Source organism: Terribium retamae, from assembly GCF_022347545.1.
GTDB lineage: Bacteria > Pseudomonadota > Alphaproteobacteria > Rhizobiales > Rhizobiaceae > Mesorhizobium > Mesorhizobium retamae.
This window is the reverse complement of record NZ_JAKREW010000066.1, coordinates 1-17,749: the sequence shown is the minus strand read 5'-3', so window position 1 is coordinate 17,749 and position 17,749 is coordinate 1. Positions and strand designations below refer to the sequence as shown.

The following is a 17,749-nucleotide window of genomic DNA, read 5'->3' as shown; positions in this document are numbered from 1 at the left end:
TCATGAGAAAGATCGTCATCACGCTCAACGCAAGGCTCAGAGACGCCGAAAGTCCTCAGAGTTGATGAGGGCCGTTGTGCAACGGCGCGCCTAAATCTGCGACGTGTCAGAAACTCGCCTGAACGGCACTACCGCTGCGGGCGGGGAACATCCATGTGGCGTCGGCGCAGTCGAGCAGGTCGCAGCCGGCTTCGCGGGCGCCGATCAGGCGTTCGCGTTCGTCGGTGGAGTTGCACCAAGGGCGGCGCGCGTTACCGGGGCTTGACGGGCTCGCTGCCGTCGGTCTCGAACAACACCGTCAGATCCTTGCCATTCGAACGACCTATGCACTGGATGGTCGCCTTGCCGATATAGGGGTTGCCGAACGTGCACTTGCCGTCGGCCTCATGCGGGCCGGCCTGAAGCGCGCCGTGCCGGCTGCTGACATGGAAGCGGATGAGCTTGATCTCGTCCGTGTCGGGCGTGGGGTTCGGCAGATCGGTGCCGACAAGGCTGATCGCCGTGTCGTCGCCCACGCCGAAATGGAACAGCACCCGGTCCGGTGCCTCGGTGTGGCTGGCCGCCTGGTCATCGCAGGTGCCGGTGAGGTCGATGCCTTCGAGGACCAGCCTGATGCATTTGCCCTGGACCATCATCATGTCCGTTCGCGAAAACACATCCTCGGCATGGGAAGGAGCGGCCAGGAAAACGGAAAGAACAGCCAGAATCCACTTCATCTCACATCCTGATTTCATGATCGCATTGATAGGACAGCCCGGCCTGCTCCTCGCAGGTTGGTGGAGCGTTTCCGTTTTTCGCGGAAACGCGGAAACGCTCCAGTTCTTTGTTTTACGCAATTCCGGACGCAAAACCGCAGCGCACTTTTGCTGGAATTGCTCCCGATCGACCACCGTCTCGATCATGCGCGTGGTCATGATGCTGATGGCGACCGGGCCAAAAGCCGCCTCGCAATTGACGCCCTTGGCCAGCGGTTCGCAGGCCAACATCCTCATAGGGGGCCTTCGAACGTACCCGTCACCGCGATCGACTGCCCGACCACCTCGACCTGGCGCACGGCGGAAACCTGTTTCCCACCCCAGTGGCCGCCGACAGAGCGGCATTCGACAGCGTTCGCCACGGATGGAAAAAGCATCGCCCGCAAGGCGATCCGCACAGCATTCTTCATCGCGATTTCATTGCAACGGCGCTGCGCACCGCCCCCAAGACTCAGCCCGCAGCGATCTAAGCCCCTTTCACCGAAGCCGACAAGCGCCTGCACGGCCGGCCGGATCAATGCTGCCAGGTGCTGCCATCACGCCGCCCGTATCGCCGCGATGCGGCTGTCGATGGCGGCCTTGCGGGCGGGGACGTCCATGTGGGCGTCGGCGTAGTCGAGCAGGTCGCGCTCGGCTTCGAGTGCGCCGATCAGGCGTTCGCGTTCGTCAAGGGAGTTGGCGGCCAGGGCGGCGCCGGCGCCCTCGTTGCGGGCCTGGGCGATGGCGCAGGCCTCGATGTGGAAGCGGGCATGGTCGGCGCATGCATCGAGCGCGCGCTGGAACGACCAGTGGCGATCGCGACAACCGATCCAGGCGATGAAGGACGAGCCGTCGCGGGTTATGGTGCGCTCATGCGCGCCATCGACGGTGACCAGCCAGCGGTCTTCAGCGATCTTGCGGAAAACCAGGCCGTCGGCGGCGTCGATGTGGCTGGACATATCCATCCCCTCTCCATTGGAATGGATACTGTTATCACACAGTGTGAATTTATCAAGGAGATAATTCACGCATCGTGAATATCGAAGCCGTTCAATCGGTTCCGGATCAAGCAGCGCGTATCCAGGAAAGAAGCCCGCGCAAGCCGGGCTTCCCGCATCAGCACGAGACGACGGCTTCGCATCCGGCGACCTGGCCCGCGAATGTCAGCGTGGGCTGCCCTGCGAAGATGGTTTCGCCGATATAATTGCCGCCGAGATAAGCCACGGCAAGCGGCGCGATCTTCAAAGCCGCAAAAGCGCCGGCAGCGCACGCCACACGACAAGTAGTTTCCAAGCCTTCATTGCTCCCCTCCACGCCCGGCGCGAGATCATCATCTTTCAGTGTCGCCGACAAGTGCCGCGATTACCCACAGCACAAAGTATATGTTCCTGTTTCGTTCTTGACAAGCGGAACAGGAATTGGTTCCTAATAGGGACGCCAACAGGGGCGCAGCGGGTGGGTGAATGGACGCAAAGCTGGATGCCGACGGCCATCTGAAACGGGTGGCCTGCCAACTCTACACGCAGCTGCCCGAGGACAAGCGCGAGGCGCTGCTGGTGCTGCGCTATGTGCGCCAGATCATCTTCTGCCTGGGCGAAGACTGGGAAGCGGTCACTCGCTCTGCGCCGATCCTGCCTTTTTCGGGCGATCGGAAAGGTCGGGCAGAATCTCCAACATCTTTGCGGGTAGTCCAGAGCGGTCGCCCAGATACAACCAATCCAGAGTGACGCCGGTCTTCGACTGGATGGCGATGGCGACATCGAGATCCGGGCGTCTCAGACCCTTCAGGTAATTGTTGAGCGCCGGCTGGCTGATGCCGATGAGCTGGGCAAAGGACGTCTGGTTGCGCTGCAGCGCGGAAAGCAGCGCCGCCAGCCGCATCGCTATGTCTTGATTGGAACGTCCACCATCAGCCATGGCCTTTTCTGCCATATTCACGCCGTGAAAAGAATTAACGCCTAAGGGCTTACAATTAATTCACACTGCGTGATATTCATGAGTCGTGAGCCGGACGACGGTGACGACCGCAGCCGAAGCCCCACGCAGCTTTTCCCATGACGCCGCACTGCCGGCGCTTCCCGATCCGCGGCCCTGTCGCGGAGGCCGACGCCTGGGCTGGTCCCCCCTCCCGCCGCCCGGGCGTCGGCTCCTTCACCCCGACGACAAAGAGACCCCGCATATGAAGCACGACTTCGCAGACGATCTTCGCGGCCCCGACCCTCGAGCGCTTCCGTTTTTCACGCGGAAACCCTCCCGCCGGAATGACCCGACCGACAGGCTGCACCGCGCCGTGATGATCGCGCTGGCGGCGGCGATCGCGCTGCTGGCTGCCTTCATCTTCACCTGCTTTGCCTGGGCCGTCGCATGAACCGCGCGCTTCAGGCCAGGGCCTTCATCGAGGCCGACCCGCTTCTGGCCCGCGAGGTGGCGCGCCAGCTCGGGCAGGCGGCTTTCCGTCCGGACTTGCCCGCCAACAAGGAGACGGAGTGTTTTCGCGTTTCCGGGAAAAACGCTCCCACGCGCGGCGGCATGACGGCGCGGCAGCGCGCGCTGCTGGTGTTCCTGCGTGGCTATATCGCCCGGCACGGCATCGCCCCGACCTTCGAGGAGATGAAGAGCGGGCTGGGGCTGGCCAGCAAGGCCGGCATCCACCGCATGATAACCGGGCTGGAAGAGCGCGGCTTCCTGACCCATGCACCCCGCCGCGCCCGCTCGATCCGCCTGGTGAGCTCATGAGCGAACCACACAACAAACTCGGGCCCATGAGCGAACCGCGGGGCGCGATGAATGGCCCCGCCTGCGGCCCTCGGCGCATCCCTAGCCCCGACATGGCCGATGCGCTGGAGCGCATGGCGCATGGCAAGCGGTTCTGGCTGGCCGACTTCAGCCGTGGCCGCCGCAAGCGGCCCGACCACGAGGATCCTGCAGAAACGCCAGGAACTCGACGTGCTGCAGCAGGCCGCCCACGACTATCGCACGCGGGACAGGCGCGACGCGGTTTTGCGTGAAAACCAGGGGCGCCGGCCATGAGCAAGAAACGTTGGTTCCGGCTCTACATCGAGCGCTGGCGCGACGGCACCTTCGGGCTGACGCCCAACGAGATCGCCGCCTACATCACGCTGCTGTGCGAGCTCTACGACCATGACGGCATATTGATCCGTGCCGATCTCGACCTTCTGGCGCGCCGCTGCGGCATGCGCCCGACTTCTTTTCGGAAGGCTTTCGAAACGCTGACCCGGCGCGGAAAGCTTACCCTGGACGGTGATGTCATCACCTCCAAGGCGGTCTCCGAAGAAATCGAAAGCCGGGAGAGACTCGACGGGAAGTCGGCGGAAAACCGCCAGAAACTCGCCGAAAAACGCAACACAATCAACGAAATCAAGCAAAGACTGCCGACTGATACAGAATCCAGAATCCAGAATAAGGATTCTTCTTTCCTGCAGCCGGCAGGCCATTCCCCCGCCATCCAGAACTTCATCAAACGCCGGGAGATCGCCCGGCGCAGGAGCGTGTAAGCCATGTTCATTGCCCGCTATGAAAACACCATGCGCAACGCCAGGCCTAAGACCGAGCCCGAGCTGCGCAAATCTCAACCGGCCCCCAAAGCCGAGGATGCCTATCGCATCATCGACGTGATCGACGCCAGGACGCCGGCGCGCGAAATCGTCAGCCGCGTGGGTGCGGCCCATGGCTACAGCTTCGCCGAGATCACCGGGCCGCGCCTGGAGAAGAGCCTGGTGCAGGCGCGCTTCGACGCCATCAAGGCGGTGGCCGACGCCCGGCCGGACCTTTCGCTGCCGCAGATCGGCAGGATCTTCAACCGCGACCACACCTCCATCCTGCACGCGCTGAAGAAGCGCGGCGGCCGCAAGGCGCCGGAAGCGTCGGAGGGCAATGCGTGATGACGCAATGGTACATTGTGAGCTGCCATCCGCGGGCGGAGCAGCAGGCCTGCGCCGAGATCGCCGCGCTTGGCCAGACGGTCTACCTGCCCTCGCTGCGCAAGGAATTCCACCACCGCCGCCACCGCAAGTGGATCAGGCAGCACTACCCGCTGTGGCCGGGCTACCTTCTGGTGCTGGCTTCCGAACACTGGAGCCGCGTGCTGGACTGCCAGCATGTGACGCGCGTGCTGCGCAGCCAGACCTATGCGGGCGCCGGCGTGCCGATCGGCATCAGCGACGCCGACGTGCAGGCGATCCGCCTTGCCCAGGACACCGGCCAGTTCGACGAGATGCGCGTGGACCGCGCGGCGGTGAAGCCGGGCGACAGGCTAAAGCTGCACGAAGGCGCCTTCACCGGCCAGGCCGGCACGGTGGAGAGCGTGGGCGACGACAAGATCGTGCTGATGATCAACGCGATGGGCAGGGAGTTGAGGACGGTGGTGCCGGTGGAGAGGGTGGCGGGGTGAGGGAAAATTGAGACATACCGCGCCCAACATTAAAATGTCTGGGCGAGGGCCCTAAGTGTACCTGCTGCTCGCAGGAGTTTGTTCGCACCGCATCGCCCAGCAAGCGCGCTTATCTTTTTGTTGGTAAGGCTTAGGCGCGACGCAATTTTACTTCCGGTTGCTTGACTGTCCACAAAATAGGCAATCAATTTGGAGGCATGGCTTATGATTTCTCAAATTTGTCCCATAATGATTTTGAGGATTTGGCCCGCGATCTCGTAGGCAGAGAGATCGACAAGCGTTTCGAGGTTTTTCCCGAGGGGCCGGACGACGCAATGGACGGGCGACATGCCCTTGCCGATGGCGTCATTGTGCTGCAGGCAAAGCACTACCACCGCTCGGGTTTCTCGGCACTGAAGTCCAAAATGAAGAGCGAGCGCAGAGCCATCGATGGCCTGGCGCCCTCACGCTATATACTTGTCACGTCCGCTTCGCTCACGCCAAAAAACAAGATCGCGTTGGCGGAGATCATCGGGCCGGCGCTGCTAGGTCCTAGCGACATATTCGGGCCAGGCGATCTCAATGCGCTGCTGCGCAAATATCCGGAAATAGAGAAAGCTCATCAGAAGCTTTGGACGCAAAGCACCCCCGTTCTCAAATCGGTGATTAAGGAAGCGTTCCAAGAAGCGCTCGGGAGGTCTGGACTGGCACCTCCTGTCCTCGCCAACCTGTTGCCGAAGGCGCAGGGAAGCGCGACCGCCGCGCCAGCGGTGCGCGATACGATCTTTCTGCTCAAGGCCTCGCCGATCGACGACGAATTTGCGCTGTGGCTGGGCCCTAAGCTCGAGGCCGAAGGTTATCGGGTTTTCGCAGATATCCTGACGCTACAGCCGGGCGACAAATTGCGCCGGCAGATAAACCAGGCATTGCAGTATCGCGCGGCCAAAGTCCTCCTTGTCTGGCGCGACGCAACACTCGCCGACCAGCACGTGCAGGACGATCTCGATATTGCCCTGGAGATAGCTAAAGAAATCGAGGACCCACGCTTCATTATTCCGCTGCGTCTCGAGCAGGGGAAAAAGATCAAAGGTCTTGGCGACGCAATGCCGGTAGATTTCGTCCGCGGTTGGGGAGAAGGCGTCGCCAGCCTGCTCGATGCTCTGCAAAGGCAGAAGGTTCCGCGATCCGACGTTTCCCCTGTGATCGATCCGAACTGGGAAATCTTCCGCCGGCGTGGCGCGGTCCCGCTCGTCGACGAAGCTGAACGCCTGACATCGAACTGGCTGCGCGCCGCGGAGGCGCCCGATTTCATATACTATTACAAGAGCACTGGAGTGATCGACAGCCGTTTGCTTGATCGGGCGATTGATCAGTTCAAGTATCCATGCGCCCGGCAGGGCGCTGGTTTCATCACCTTTGCGGATCAGGCCGAGGTCAACATCGCGTTCGCGTCGGCTGCCCGTTTCCAGATGAAGCACAAAATCCCGTTGCTGGATTTCGTCAACAGCGGTTTTCCGAAACTTGGCATCGAGCAACAGGTCGCATCGAACCTGGTCGTTGCGATGATCAAGCACGCGTGGTTGTCGTTCTGCAGAGAGAGAGGATTCATCGAATATCACTATTCCAACGCGGTCGGCTTCCACGCGTCGGCCGCGCAGGTGCGGACCGGCCAACGCATCCCCTGGGGCAGGCAGGGGGATCACCGATCCTCGATGCTGCGCAACGTCGCGAAGGGACATATCTGGCAATTCGGCGTCACCGCGATGCCCTATTTCTGGCCATTCTGGCATCTAAAACTGAAGGCGCGCGTGTTGTTCTCCGTCGACAACAACACGGCAGCAGGGCTCGATATCGACGATGCCAAAAAACTGCATCGCCTGCGCCGCAGCATTTGCAAAGGATGGCGCAACAAGCAATGGCACGGACGCATGCTTGCTTTTCTCGAGCTCCTCTCAGGCGAGAGCGCCAATATCCGCCTAGCGCTCGCGCGGGGCGCTGAGCTTGTGATCGAGGCAGCGCCAATGCTGTTCACCTCGCCGGTGAGTACAGCCCTTCCCGATATTCTCGATGCAGAGGAAGAGGAATCCGACATCAGCACCCTGGGTCGTCCGGAAAACGATGACGAGGCTGACAAATGAAGTTTCCCGAGAAACCGCTCCAGGTCGAACACTTCAACGAGCCGTTGTTGGAATTTGCCTACGCGCAGCGCAGTCCTCATCCGAAAGACGGTCTGTTTCTATACGGACCCCATGCTAAGGCGAAGAGAACCCACGAAATCCGCGTCGGGGTGGTCGGCACAAGCGACGGGATCGCGCATTTTCGCACTTGGGCGCGCAAGCTAAAATCCATTATCCCGGTTCCACCGCCCGGAAAGGGTGAGAAGGTCGATCGCCTGCACCTGGCCAACTTCCCCGGTCTCGAGGAAGCGTTCGGGATCTCGTTCGATCCGGATGAATGCAGTGCGCTGTCCATCCAGCTGAGGGATATCGACCGCGCTACGCGCATCTTCAATCTGAACGAAGCCGTCGATAAGGTCGCACGCCTTTACATCGATCGGGTGGAGCAACATCGTCGCAACGACGAGCGATCGGTCGATGTATGGGTCCTTGTCCTGCCTGACATCGTCTACGAGCGTTGCCGGTCTCAATCCAAACGCACGGGCCTTGCAATGGAGCTGGGCGATTTCAAGAAACGGCAGAAAACAAAAGAGAATCTACCGCTGTTGTCCGCCATGGGCGCGATCGATCAGTCCGATGAGGCGATCTTTGAGGACGTCCCGGATTTTCATCGCAGGATCAAGGCCGAGTTCCTGAGGATTGGGCCGACCCAGCTGGTGCGCGAGACGACACTCGCACCCGGCGCCTTCCTCAACCAGGCCAACTACCCCACCCGCAAGACGCAGGATGCAGCGACCGTCGCATGGAACCTAGCAACCGGGCTCTACTATAAAACGCAGCCGAAACCACCATGGCGGCTGGCCGACGTGCGACCAGGTGTTTGCTACATCGGCATGGTCTATAAAAGCCTGCCGAACGATCCGGACGGGCACGCCTGCTGCGCGGCGCAAATGTTCCTCAACGAGGGCGACGGCGTTGTTTTCCGCGGCGCCAATGGTCCGTGGAAGACCGGCGACTACGAGTATCATCTCAAGGCGCCGGCGGCGAAGGACTTGCTCGAACTCGTGCTGAAAACCTACACCGAAGAGCATGGCGGCCCGCCGAAGGAGCTTTTCATTCACGGACAGACCTATTTCAACGATGAAGAGTGGAATGCCTTTGTGGCGGCTGCACCAAAGAATACGAATGTCGTCGGCGTGAGGATCCGATCAACCGGCGGCGAGACCAAGCTTTTTCGCGATGGTGATTACCCGGTGCTGCGCGGCACGGCACTCTTGCTTGACGATCAGACGGCCTATCTGTGGACCACAGGCTACGTGCCTCAGCTCGACACTTACATCGGACCCGAGACTCCCAATCCGCTGCACGTTACTGTGATGCGGTCCAAGAAAAAGATCAAACCGAAGATCGAAACCGTGCTCCAAGACATCATGGGGCTTACCAAGATCAATTACAACTCGTGCAACTTCAACGACGGCCTGCCTGTCACAGTGCGCTTTGCGCGGATGGTCGGCGATGTTCTAACAATGGGATCTGCCAAGGGAGAGAAGCGCCAACCGTTCAAATTCTATGTTTGATCCGCCTGAGAAAAGGCGGTTAGACCGACAGCTTTCGGGAATTTATTTGATCCTTCGAATAGCGGAAATGAAGGTGCTTTAAGCGATCGGATTTATGGGGAGATGCAGTCACTCGTCCGATAGGCGCCAGCGTTGAATCCGGCCGGTAGACCGGGACCTACAATCGGATGCCCCGCTGCCTCCAGATCAACTAATTCCTCGTTCAGTTTAAGCAAAAATTGGAGCGGGTTCACCTTCTTGCCCATTCCATATGCTTTTCGCACCGCTGCATCGAGAGCTGCGGTAGCATCCTTTAATGGGTGCGCTCCGGGTAACTCCAGCGACCTGTAAAGTTCGCGGAGTGTCAGCCTGTGTTCCTCCATCAATTCGCGCCGTAGCTCGCGCAAAGCCACGGCCGATTGGGCCACGTCTTTAACGGCAGCTTTTGTCGGAGCCTGCGGCCAAGGAAAGGAATCGAAAACCGTATTCGACGTGTAACGAGGATCCGCTTTCATCGTTGAGCATCGTTCGACGAACCAGCTCCAGTGTAAGTCCGACTGTAGAATCCCAAACGTATAATCATCGTCGTACGCAAATACCGTCAGCGCGTCGCTTGGGCTAATGGCGGAGCTGACGAAGTCGAAGATCGGTCGCTTTGTCACGCGAACGCAAACGATATAGCGCTTCCTGGCTGCGACCGCTCTCATCATCGCGTCGCGGGCGTAAGACATGCGCCACCAGTATTTCAGAAAATTCGCATGATGATGATTCACTTTCGCCTTAGGCTTTGCTTTCAGCACCAGTGCGTTTCGCTTTTCTTCATCTTCGACCGCCTCTTCGCGATCCGGCAAAACATGGTTTTCGACCCGCTGAAATAGGTCAGGGTATGACTTAGCCTTAAGGATGCTCAGTCCGTTGAAGTCAATGATATACCGCGTAGGTTTACTGTTAATCTCCCCTACTAGGTCATCGCCGATGAGATAGGGTTTCAGAACTTTTCCGTACTCTGGCTTTTGTTTCAGCAGCTCCCGTGCGGCATTCGCTTCAACCAAGAATGCCTTGTGCCCCGGTGTCTGACCCTGGTAGCAATGCCCGGCGGCGTTTGCTTCAATAGCTGCTGCTTTTGTAACATCCTGACTAAACGACAGGGACGACGGGATGCGGTCGAGATCGGCATGTCGCCATCCCTCGTCGATGCGGTTGCCCTCTTGCAGGTAAAGCCGCTTCAGGCCGGACTCTTCACCTTTTATCCAGTTGACGATCGATACATGGACGACGGCGCTACCTGGCCAGATCATGCTAGACACCGCTTCAGTAATCGTGCCTTTGTTTTCGACGATGTAGTCGAGCCCGCTAACTCTGCTGTAGTTTTGGCGGATGGTGTTGGTGCCCACCAGCCCGGCTCGGTGGCCATGCTTTAGGTTGTCATGGGCTAGGCGATACCAGTATACGCAGAAGTCAGAACGACCATCGACCTCCGGATGTCGTTCACGTAGATTGTGAAGATAGAGCGCGCCGACTTCTTCCTGAAGTTTATTCTTACTCTGGTAAGGTGGATTTCCGACAATCGCATCGGCTTCAGGCCACGTGTCGAACATAGCATCGCCTAGTAGGATGTTCTCATCTAGATTATCCAGCGGCAGCGCGTCATCGCCGTGAAACGAAAACTCGAGCGTGCCCTTAGTGAATTCGCCCTTTCCTTCCGAGAGAGCATCTATGGCTTCGTTCAGCGCGAGCTTCTTAGCTAGCATCAGCGTGACCTTTGCTAGCTCCACCCCGAAGCTGTCATTGTCGATGCCGAAGAATTGCCGCGGATTTATCGAGTTCAGCAGTGTAGATTGTTTCTCGAACTCAACGGCGCTCACCATGTCCTTGAGACGCAACATGATCCGAATATCGAGACGCGCCATTTCGCGGAACGCCACATAGAGGAAATTGCCGCTACCACAGGCAGGATCGAGCACACGAAAAGCGGACAGCTCCTTGCGCAAGGCTAGCAATTCCTGCATCGTCTTGGCTGCGTCGATGCGCTTTTGCCATGGACGCACAATTGTCGGGCCCACGACCCGCTGGATGTCCGCCTCTGAAGTAAAATGACGGCCATGTTTATGCCGTTCGGCCGTGTCCATGCTCTGCTGAAAGAGTGTTCCAAAAATTGCCGGATTAACCCGCGACCAGTTTTTGCTCGCGATCCCTCCCTCGCCGCCTATCAGCTCCAACTCGAACTTAGTTAGTTCGATCGGCAAGATTTCAGCGAACAAGCCTCCATTAAAATACGGAACCCCAACATAGCGCCCGCCCTTTGCAGGTATCGGGTCGTTCATCTGGCGAAACAAACCACCGATGAGGTCATAGGACGATAGGCCTTTGTCCAAGCAATCTCTGACCAAGGACGTTATAGTGCCTGCGGGTATCATATCGATGTCTTCCGCGAACATCGAAACTACCAGCTGCAACAAGTAGCGCTGAGCTTCGACCCGCGGGACAGGGTCTCCCGGCCGCCTCGTTAGAAGGCGAAATAATTCCGCGGTCTCAGTCGCTGCTTGCCTCGAGACGTCTTCGCGATCATTATTGAATATTGGCGCCTTCTCGACCGGCAGTAGGAAGTTCATCGCTGTGTATCGCGAATGCAGGTCGGCGGTGCTCACCCGATCGACCGGCTCGAACAGTTGCTTGTCGAAATCGTAGATCCAGAATTCGTCGAAGTTACACAAGATAACGTAGCGAGGTCGGTTTGGCACTGCATTAAGCCAATAGTCAAACGCCTGCTGATAGTGGAGTTCTAGTTTCGCCCCGCGCTTTTTCATTTCGAGCAAGAGGCGGGGCTTCCAAATCAGATCGGCAAAGCTCGTTCCTTTAGCCGACTGTTTCTTAATCCGATATTCCAGCGACGCACCTGCTTCCTTATAGCCCTTATGGCCGAAGGCAATGAATAGGCGGTCACAGAAAACCTGTGCTTCTCCTTTTTCGTCGCCATCAAGCGTGGCGGCATAGTCTCGAAACGCTTTTAGATCGTCTACGATTTGCGACACTGCTGCCCCCAAGAGTCCGCTGCACACGATAGGCAAACGGGCAGCGATTAGGAGCGATTTTTTATCTGATCCACAAGGGAGCTGGGCATGCTAGATCCTGAGGACGTGGACCGCGAGATTGTATCGGCTCCCAGAGTCCTCGCAAGGAGAGACGCCCAAGAACGGCAAAGCGCTATGGCTGGCAAATACAAACGACACTGCCTGGACGGACAAATGGTGCTGAATAGAACCATCGGTAGGAGCCACTTTCCGTAACCTGAAAGCTCCACTGCAGTCGCGAGCCCGAAGCAATCGTCTCCCCGAAGCGCAGCCGTTTTCAGCTATTCCACCGGCTATGTCGAAACGCTTTATTGTCACGTAGATAGGGTATCAACTTACCCGATAAAAACGTTCGAGCGATGGTAGTTTAGATAACTGTGCCGTCGCTCCGCGAACGGCGCAGTACGCCAAACCGCCGGCGCTTCCGCCAAGCCGAACCTCTCCCGGGCAAGTTGTTCAAAGCCTAGACGATACAAGTCACCATGATCCATGCGCGGAGACACAAGCACATCGCCATTGTCTTGAAAGCTGATGAAGCCGCGATCGAAAAGCAAATCGGCATCGGGCGTGAGCAAGAGACCGTTCATGCCATCAAGCCGCTCTTCAGCAGAACTGCAAAGCCGCCACGGTTTGATGTGACTGGCAATCAATAATGATGGGTTTGTAATCCCCGTCAGGCGGCACTCGCGTTCTATAGCTTCCACATTGGCGCGAAATTGCCCTTGCCCACGGCGCGCCTGGATTACGCTTTTTCTGACTGTGTCGCTGAGCTTGAGATCGGCTTTAATACGGCGCTCGACAATTTCGTCGAGAAAGTCGCCAACGGTCTCAAAGGTCAGACTATTGCGGCCGCCAAACTCGAGCGCTTGAGCGTCGAATGTTGTGTTCGCAATTACGGTCTCGAAGACGGCTTTTGAGATCGACGCGAGATAGACACTTTGATGCCCTCTTCCGGAGATTGGATCGATCGGCGAGTATCGCGTCGGCAGCAGCGGGCCCAATTTTTCGATGAGTTCTTTTGGCCTCACAGCGGGGACTAGCGGCACCCAATAGACAGGCAGATACCAACCCTCATTGCTCCAATAGGCGCCCGTATCGCCAAATTCGGTGGGCTTGGGAGCGGTAAAGGCGAGTTGGGTGACCCGCCCAACATAGCTGATAGCCTGATTGGCGAAGGAGAAAACCAGATCACCCGGGTTGGCGCGACGCATATTGTCATAAAACTCATTCCGTGCGCCGTTGCTCTTCCTCTTGGGAGACCAGAGGTATTGACCTTCAATCTCCTGACGGAAGGTTTGTTTGTGATTTACCCACCAATATTCGGGCATTTCGGATTAGCGATCCTACAAGTATGCACTATGTTGAGAAAGATATTTGAGAAGTTCGCAACGCTTCCCGTACGCGATGGAACCATGCTGCATTCTTAGAGAGAGATCAAAGACCTGGCTACATATGCAGCCTTACGCTTCCTCCACAACCGCGAAACAGGCGTCCATTCAGAGAACGATGTAATCCATTTGCTCTGGCGCATGGTGGATACGAGCCGTTGCATCACCGCAGGCATTTCACCGCCTGGCAGAGCGCGATAGGCGGACACTCAGGGTCCTTTTCCAGAAGAGAATAAACTCGCGACGATTCACCCGCGATTTTTCCCCATCACGAACAAAGTTTCCCACAATATAGAGTTGACGAAACTCAGAATCGACGTTAACGGCGCCGCGCTTCCAAGTCATTGAAAACGCCTAAAGAATTAGAATCGTTCAAAAAACCAGCACTCAAATCGAGTATTGTCAATGCCTTTCCGCTTGCCAAGCAGGCAAAAAAACCGTAGAAAATAACCTACTCTAGCAATTTGCTGGGGAAAAAAGAGCCCCGCCGAAGCGGGGCCGAGTTGTTGATACCGACTGACTTATCCGATTGCCTCGCTGGAACGAGGCCATCGCCTGCAGTGGGATACTACGTATTCCCACTGCCCCAGTCGGAACCGCCAGTAATCTATGACAGACACCGGACGGTAGAGGGGGCACGCTATACGCATGGTCCTTCCCCTTTCACTCAGGAAAGCAAGAAGAAGCTTGCCGCTCCTTCGACGGCTTCTCCGCCGAAGCTCTTCCCGTCCTCCCTTCTAAGGTGGCGGAGAGTTCGTTGGAGGGCTGCGTAGGGCGTCCCACAAAATCTTGTAGAGGAAAGCGGCTTCATTTGCAAGATAAAGGCCTACTCAAATAGCTCTATTTGCCCCACAGAAGATCGCTAGTGCGCATTAATGATTTTTTAGTGTTGGACACGTCCAAAAAACCAATTCGCGCTCACGGCCCTCTACAGGGCCGGGAACAATGTTTCCCTTTTCGTTCCGCCGCACCATCGACATCCGACACCAACCCGTACCTTCACCCGAGCAACACACAGGATCCCTGCACAAAATCTGCACCAATCTCCTGACTATCTCCTGATCTCCGCCACGATGGCCGCGCGGCATGCCGACACAACTGGCGCATGCAAACGATGCTGCCCGGAAGACTGCAGACCGACGGCTGGTGGCTGGTAGAGCCGCCGGGGCGCGAGATTCCTACTCCTCCTCGGGAAGCGCTGCCGTACAAGCGGCCGCCACGCCGTGACGCCGAGGTGCCGCCGTTTAGGCAGCGGCCGGTTGGGCTTCGCCGTGAGGCCGTGATTCTGCCCTTCCCGCCGCCGCGCGACGCGCTCTCTGCAACTCCACCCGCATCCCAGCCGAACTCCACACCTCTCCCCCAACCTCACCCCGAGGACCATCCCGCATGACATCCCTCCACGCGTCCCTCACGCCTAAAGCCATCGCTGCCCTGCTCCTCGTCGCCTCTGCCGATTTCCTGCTGTTCGGCCAGCCGGACGGCATTGCGCTGCCGCTATTCTGCGGCCTGATCGTGGTGGCGCTGGTGGCCACGGCGGCCAGGGGCGCGGCGCGGGTACGGCGGGTCGCGCTGGTGCTTGCGGCGCTTTTACCGATGGTGGAGGCGGTCAGCCCGCTTTCGATGACGGTGGCGCTGTTCGGGCTGGCGGCGTTTGCGCTTTCGCTGTCCGGCCGGCTGCAAGCGGGGCTGGCCGGGATGACAAAACAGGTGGGCGCGTTGCTGCTTGGCGCGCCCTTGCGGCTGCCGCGCGACATGATGCGGGCGCGCAAGGCGGCGAAGCGGGTGCGGCTCAGTGCGCGTTCCGGCACGATCGCGGTGTGGACGCTTTCGGTGGCGTTGGGGGCGGTGTTCCTGGCGCTGTTCGGCGCGGCCAACCCGATCATCGACCGCTGGCTGGCGCTGCTCGATGTCTGGCTGCTGCTCGACCTGTTGAGCATAGGGCGCATCGTCTTCTGGCTGGTGGTGGCGGCGCTGGTGTGGGCGCTGCTGCGGCCACGCCTGCCGCGGCTGCCGCGATGGCTGCGGCGGAAAGCGGGGGCAGGCACGACGGATGGTAAGTCTGCCGTTACACATGGGAGCGCCGGCGAGGCTGAAGACGCGGGCGCGCCGACGCTGCGCGACGTGATCTTCAGCGAAGGCGCGGTGCTGCGCGCGCTTGTCGTGTTCAACGCGCTGTTTGCCGTGCAGACCGTGCTCGACGCCTCCTATCTGTGGGGCGGCGTCGCGCTGCCGGAAGGCCTCACCTATGCCGGCTATGCGCATCGCGGCGCCTATCCGCTGATCGTCACAGCACTTCTGGCGGCGGGCTTCGTGCTGGTGACGCTGCGCCCCGGCAGCGCGCTGTCGGCCAACCGGCTGGTGCGCGCGCTGGTCTATGTCTGGATCGCGCAGAATGTCGTGCTGGTGGTCTCGTCGATCCTGCGGCTCGACCTTTATGTCGGCATCTATTCGCTGACCTATTGGCGCGTCGCCGCCTTCATCTGGATGGGCCTGGTGGGCGCCGGCCTGGTGCTGATCATGGCGCGCATCGCACTTCACCGCAGCAATGAATGGCTACTCGGCGCCAATCTCGCCACGCTGGGCGCCGTGCTTTATGCGTGCTGCTTCATCAACTTCGCCACAATCATCGCCAACTACAATGTCATGCACAACCGCGAGATCACAGGCGAAGGCTACGCGCTGGACCAGGAGTACCTGCGTTCGCTGGGGCCGGCGGCGATCCCGGCCATGGATCTCTTCCTGGAAAGGACGCCTGGCATGGAGGGGAGGATGGTGATGGAGCGCGAGATCGCGAAGCAGGATTTCCTGGCCCGGCAGCAGAACTGGCGCGCCTGGGGCTTCCGCAACTGGCGCCTGGCGCGCTATCTCGACAAGCATCCGGTGCCGGTGCTGGTGCCCGCGCCATGATGGGCGGCGCGATGTTTCAGATTTCTTGCGCTCGATCCGGTCCGCGTTTCTCTCTGCCAGCGTTCCGAAATGGTCACTTCGAGGGGAATGGAGAGCGTCGGAGCCCCCCACCCCTAACCCCTCCCCTCAAGTGGGAGGGGGAGCTGCCGCGCGCCAAATTCCCCTCCCCCTTGAGGGGAGGGGTTAGGGGTGGGGGTATGCTGCGACGGGGGTCATATCGCTGCGCACTTTTGCGCGACATGCTCTTGTCCTTGCGCATGCCGTCATCGCAAAACCGCTCCACACTTTTGCGCGACATGCTCTTGTCCTTGCGCATGTCCTCATCGCAAAACCGCTCCACACTTTTGCGCGACATGCTCTTGTCCTTGCGCATGCCGTCATCGCAAAACCGCTCCACACTTTTGCGCGACATGCTGTAGAGCCCGCCATGCCGAACCATATCCTTGTCGCCGACGACGATCCGCATATCCGCGAGGTGATCTGCTTCGCGCTCGAGAAGGCCGGGCTGAGCAGCGATGCGGTGGCCGATGGCGCGGCCGTACTGCGGCGCTTCGCGGAGAAGGGCGCGGACCTCATCGTGCTCGATGTCGGCATGCCGGAGATGGACGGGCTGGAAGTGTGCCGGCAGCTGCGGCGCAGCTCCAACGTACCGATCCTGTTCCTGTCGGCGCGGGACGAAGAGATCGACCGGATTTTGGGATTGGAGATGGGCGGCGACGACTATGTGACGAAGCCGTTCAGCCCGCGCGAGCTGGTGGCGCGCGTGCATGCCGTGCTGCGGCGGCTGGGGCCCGCGAAGGTGGCCGAGGCCGATGCCGGGCCGTTCAGCCATGGGCTGTTGAAGCTGAGCAGCGGGCAGCGGCTGGCCTGGTTCGGCGACAGCGAAGTGCGGCTGACGGCCATCGAGTTCGCCATGCTGGAGAGCCTGACGGCGCGCCCGGCGCATGTCTTGACGCGCGGCCAGCTGCTGGGTGGCAGGCCCAACATCCATGTTTCAGACCGCACCATAGACAGCCACATCCGCAACATCCGCGCCAAATTCGCGGCCGCCGGCGGCAGCGATGTCGTCGAAACCGTGCACGGCGTCGGCTTCCGGCTGGGGCGGTGCGGGGCGTGAAGTCGGTTTTGGGTTGGGCGCGGGCCTGCGGACCGTGCTTGTGGTCGCCGCGCCTGCTGGAGCGTTTCCTATGCAGATTTCCGTACGCCGTGCACGACGTTCGCTTTTTCCACTTAGCCGGCGTTCCGGAATGGATCCCCGACACTCTTCGGTCGCTTCGCTCCCTGCGAGGTCGAGGATGACGGGGATAGAGGCGCTTCGGCCAATCTCCAGCGTGGGTGATGACTGCTCTTGGCGATGAGGGTGCTGACAGTGATGGACGGTGACAATGAGCGTCCGCAGCACCTGAAGCTCGTCATCCTCGAGCTCGGAGCAACCGCAGGGAGCGTTCCCGTTTTTCGCGGAAATTCCCGTGCAGGGTCGCCCGCCATTTGCCTTAACCAGCGTTCCGGCCCCGACACTCTTCGGTCGCTTCGCTCCCTGCGAGGTCGAGGATGACGGGGATAGAGGCGCTTCGGCCAATCTCCAG

At 59.6% G+C, this 17,749-nt stretch carries 17 protein-coding genes; 10 read left to right on the top strand and 7 right to left on the bottom strand.

From position 1 onward, the window contains the following. Nucleotides 1-251 precede the first annotated feature (251 nt). The 5 genes from L4923_RS28810 to L4923_RS28790 all read right to left on the bottom strand — a co-directional run bounded on the left by L4923_RS28810 (nucleotide 252) and on the right by L4923_RS28790 (nucleotide 2,651). The gene (locus L4923_RS28810) at nucleotides 252-716 is read right to left on the bottom strand and encodes a hypothetical protein (protein WP_239370541.1); all 465 of its coding nucleotides are present in this window, start codon (nucleotides 714-716) and stop codon (nucleotides 252-254) included. A 272-nt stretch (nucleotides 717-988) separates the two neighbouring features. Beyond that, a complete protein-coding gene (locus L4923_RS28805; protein ID WP_239370540.1) occupies nucleotides 989-1,165 on the bottom strand; it encodes a hypothetical protein in 177 nt (58 codons plus the stop codon). Between the two features lie 126 nt (nucleotides 1,166-1,291). Continuing rightward, nucleotides 1,292-1,699 (bottom strand): hypothetical protein, encoded by a 408-nt coding sequence (locus L4923_RS28800; RefSeq protein ID WP_239370539.1) that lies wholly within the window; start codon nucleotides 1,697-1,699, stop codon nucleotides 1,292-1,294. Between the two features lie 151 nt (nucleotides 1,700-1,850). Beyond that, nucleotides 1,851-2,087, bottom strand: a complete 237-nt coding sequence (locus L4923_RS28795; protein WP_239370538.1) for a hypothetical protein — start codon at nucleotides 2,085-2,087, stop codon at nucleotides 1,851-1,853. A gap of 258 nt (nucleotides 2,088-2,345) precedes the next feature. Next, nucleotides 2,346-2,651, bottom strand: coding sequence for a helix-turn-helix domain-containing protein (locus L4923_RS28790; RefSeq protein WP_239370537.1), 306 nt, complete (start codon nucleotides 2,649-2,651; stop codon nucleotides 2,346-2,348). 262 nt (nucleotides 2,652-2,913) lie between these two features. Between L4923_RS28790 and L4923_RS28785 the strand changes: the two genes are divergently transcribed. The 8 genes from L4923_RS28785 to L4923_RS28750 all read left to right on the top strand — a co-directional run bounded on the left by L4923_RS28785 (nucleotide 2,914) and on the right by L4923_RS28750 (nucleotide 8,818). Then, on the top strand, nucleotides 2,914-3,102 hold the full coding sequence (locus L4923_RS28785; RefSeq protein WP_239370536.1) for a hypothetical protein: 189 nt from the start codon (nucleotides 2,914-2,916) through the stop codon (nucleotides 3,100-3,102). Continuing rightward, entirely contained in the window at nucleotides 3,099-3,470 is a 372-nt protein-coding gene (locus tag L4923_RS28780) for a LexA family protein (protein WP_239370535.1), read from the top strand. The genes L4923_RS28785 and L4923_RS28780 overlap by 4 nt, the downstream gene beginning before the upstream one ends. 120 nt (nucleotides 3,471-3,590) lie before the next feature. Continuing rightward, a complete protein-coding gene (locus L4923_RS28775) occupies nucleotides 3,591-3,764 on the top strand; it encodes a hypothetical protein (RefSeq protein WP_239370534.1) in 174 nt (57 codons plus the stop codon). Next, entirely contained in the window at nucleotides 3,761-4,249 is a 489-nt protein-coding gene (locus tag L4923_RS28770; protein ID WP_239370533.1) for a DUF1376 domain-containing protein, read from the top strand. The genes L4923_RS28775 and L4923_RS28770 overlap by 4 nt, the downstream gene beginning before the upstream one ends. 3 nt (nucleotides 4,250-4,252) lie before the next feature. Next, a complete protein-coding gene (locus L4923_RS28765; RefSeq protein WP_239370532.1) occupies nucleotides 4,253-4,636 on the top strand; it encodes a helix-turn-helix domain-containing protein in 384 nt (127 codons plus the stop codon). After that, nucleotides 4,636-5,145, top strand: a complete 510-nt coding sequence (nusG, locus tag L4923_RS28760) for a transcription termination/antitermination protein NusG (protein WP_239370531.1) — start codon at nucleotides 4,636-4,638, stop codon at nucleotides 5,143-5,145. Before L4923_RS28765 ends, nusG begins: the two co-directional genes overlap by 1 nt. Nucleotides 5,146-5,342: 197 nt before the next feature. Continuing rightward, nucleotides 5,343-7,262: a toll/interleukin-1 receptor domain-containing protein gene (locus L4923_RS28755; RefSeq protein WP_239370530.1), complete on the top strand. Its 1,920-nt coding sequence runs from the start codon at nucleotides 5,343-5,345 to the stop codon at nucleotides 7,260-7,262. After that, nucleotides 7,259-8,818 carry an argonaute/piwi family protein gene (locus L4923_RS28750; RefSeq protein ID WP_239370529.1) on the top strand — a complete coding sequence of 520 codons (1,560 nt, stop codon included), beginning with the start codon at nucleotides 7,259-7,261 and terminating at the stop codon, nucleotides 8,816-8,818. Before L4923_RS28755 ends, L4923_RS28750 begins: the two co-directional genes overlap by 4 nt. A gap of 92 nt (nucleotides 8,819-8,910) precedes the next feature. Here the strand turns inward: L4923_RS28750 and L4923_RS28745 are convergent, their stop codons facing one another. Further along, a complete protein-coding gene (locus L4923_RS28745) occupies nucleotides 8,911-11,829 on the bottom strand; it encodes a DNA methyltransferase (protein WP_239370528.1) in 2,919 nt (972 codons plus the stop codon). A gap of 374 nt (nucleotides 11,830-12,203) precedes the next feature. Further along, nucleotides 12,204-13,196, bottom strand: coding sequence for an HNH endonuclease (locus L4923_RS28740; RefSeq protein WP_239370527.1), 993 nt, complete (start codon nucleotides 13,194-13,196; stop codon nucleotides 12,204-12,206). A 1,446-nt stretch (nucleotides 13,197-14,642) separates the two neighbouring features. Between L4923_RS28740 and L4923_RS28735 the strand changes: the two genes are divergently transcribed. Together L4923_RS28735 and L4923_RS28730 are read left to right on the top strand one after the other, a co-directional pair. Next, the gene (locus L4923_RS28735) at nucleotides 14,643-16,163 is read left to right on the top strand and encodes a DUF4153 domain-containing protein (protein ID WP_239370526.1); all 1,521 of its coding nucleotides are present in this window, start codon (nucleotides 14,643-14,645) and stop codon (nucleotides 16,161-16,163) included. Between the two features lie 427 nt (nucleotides 16,164-16,590). After that, a complete protein-coding gene (locus L4923_RS28730; protein ID WP_239370525.1) occupies nucleotides 16,591-17,280 on the top strand; it encodes a response regulator transcription factor in 690 nt (229 codons plus the stop codon). Nucleotides 17,281-17,749 lie beyond the last annotated feature (469 nt).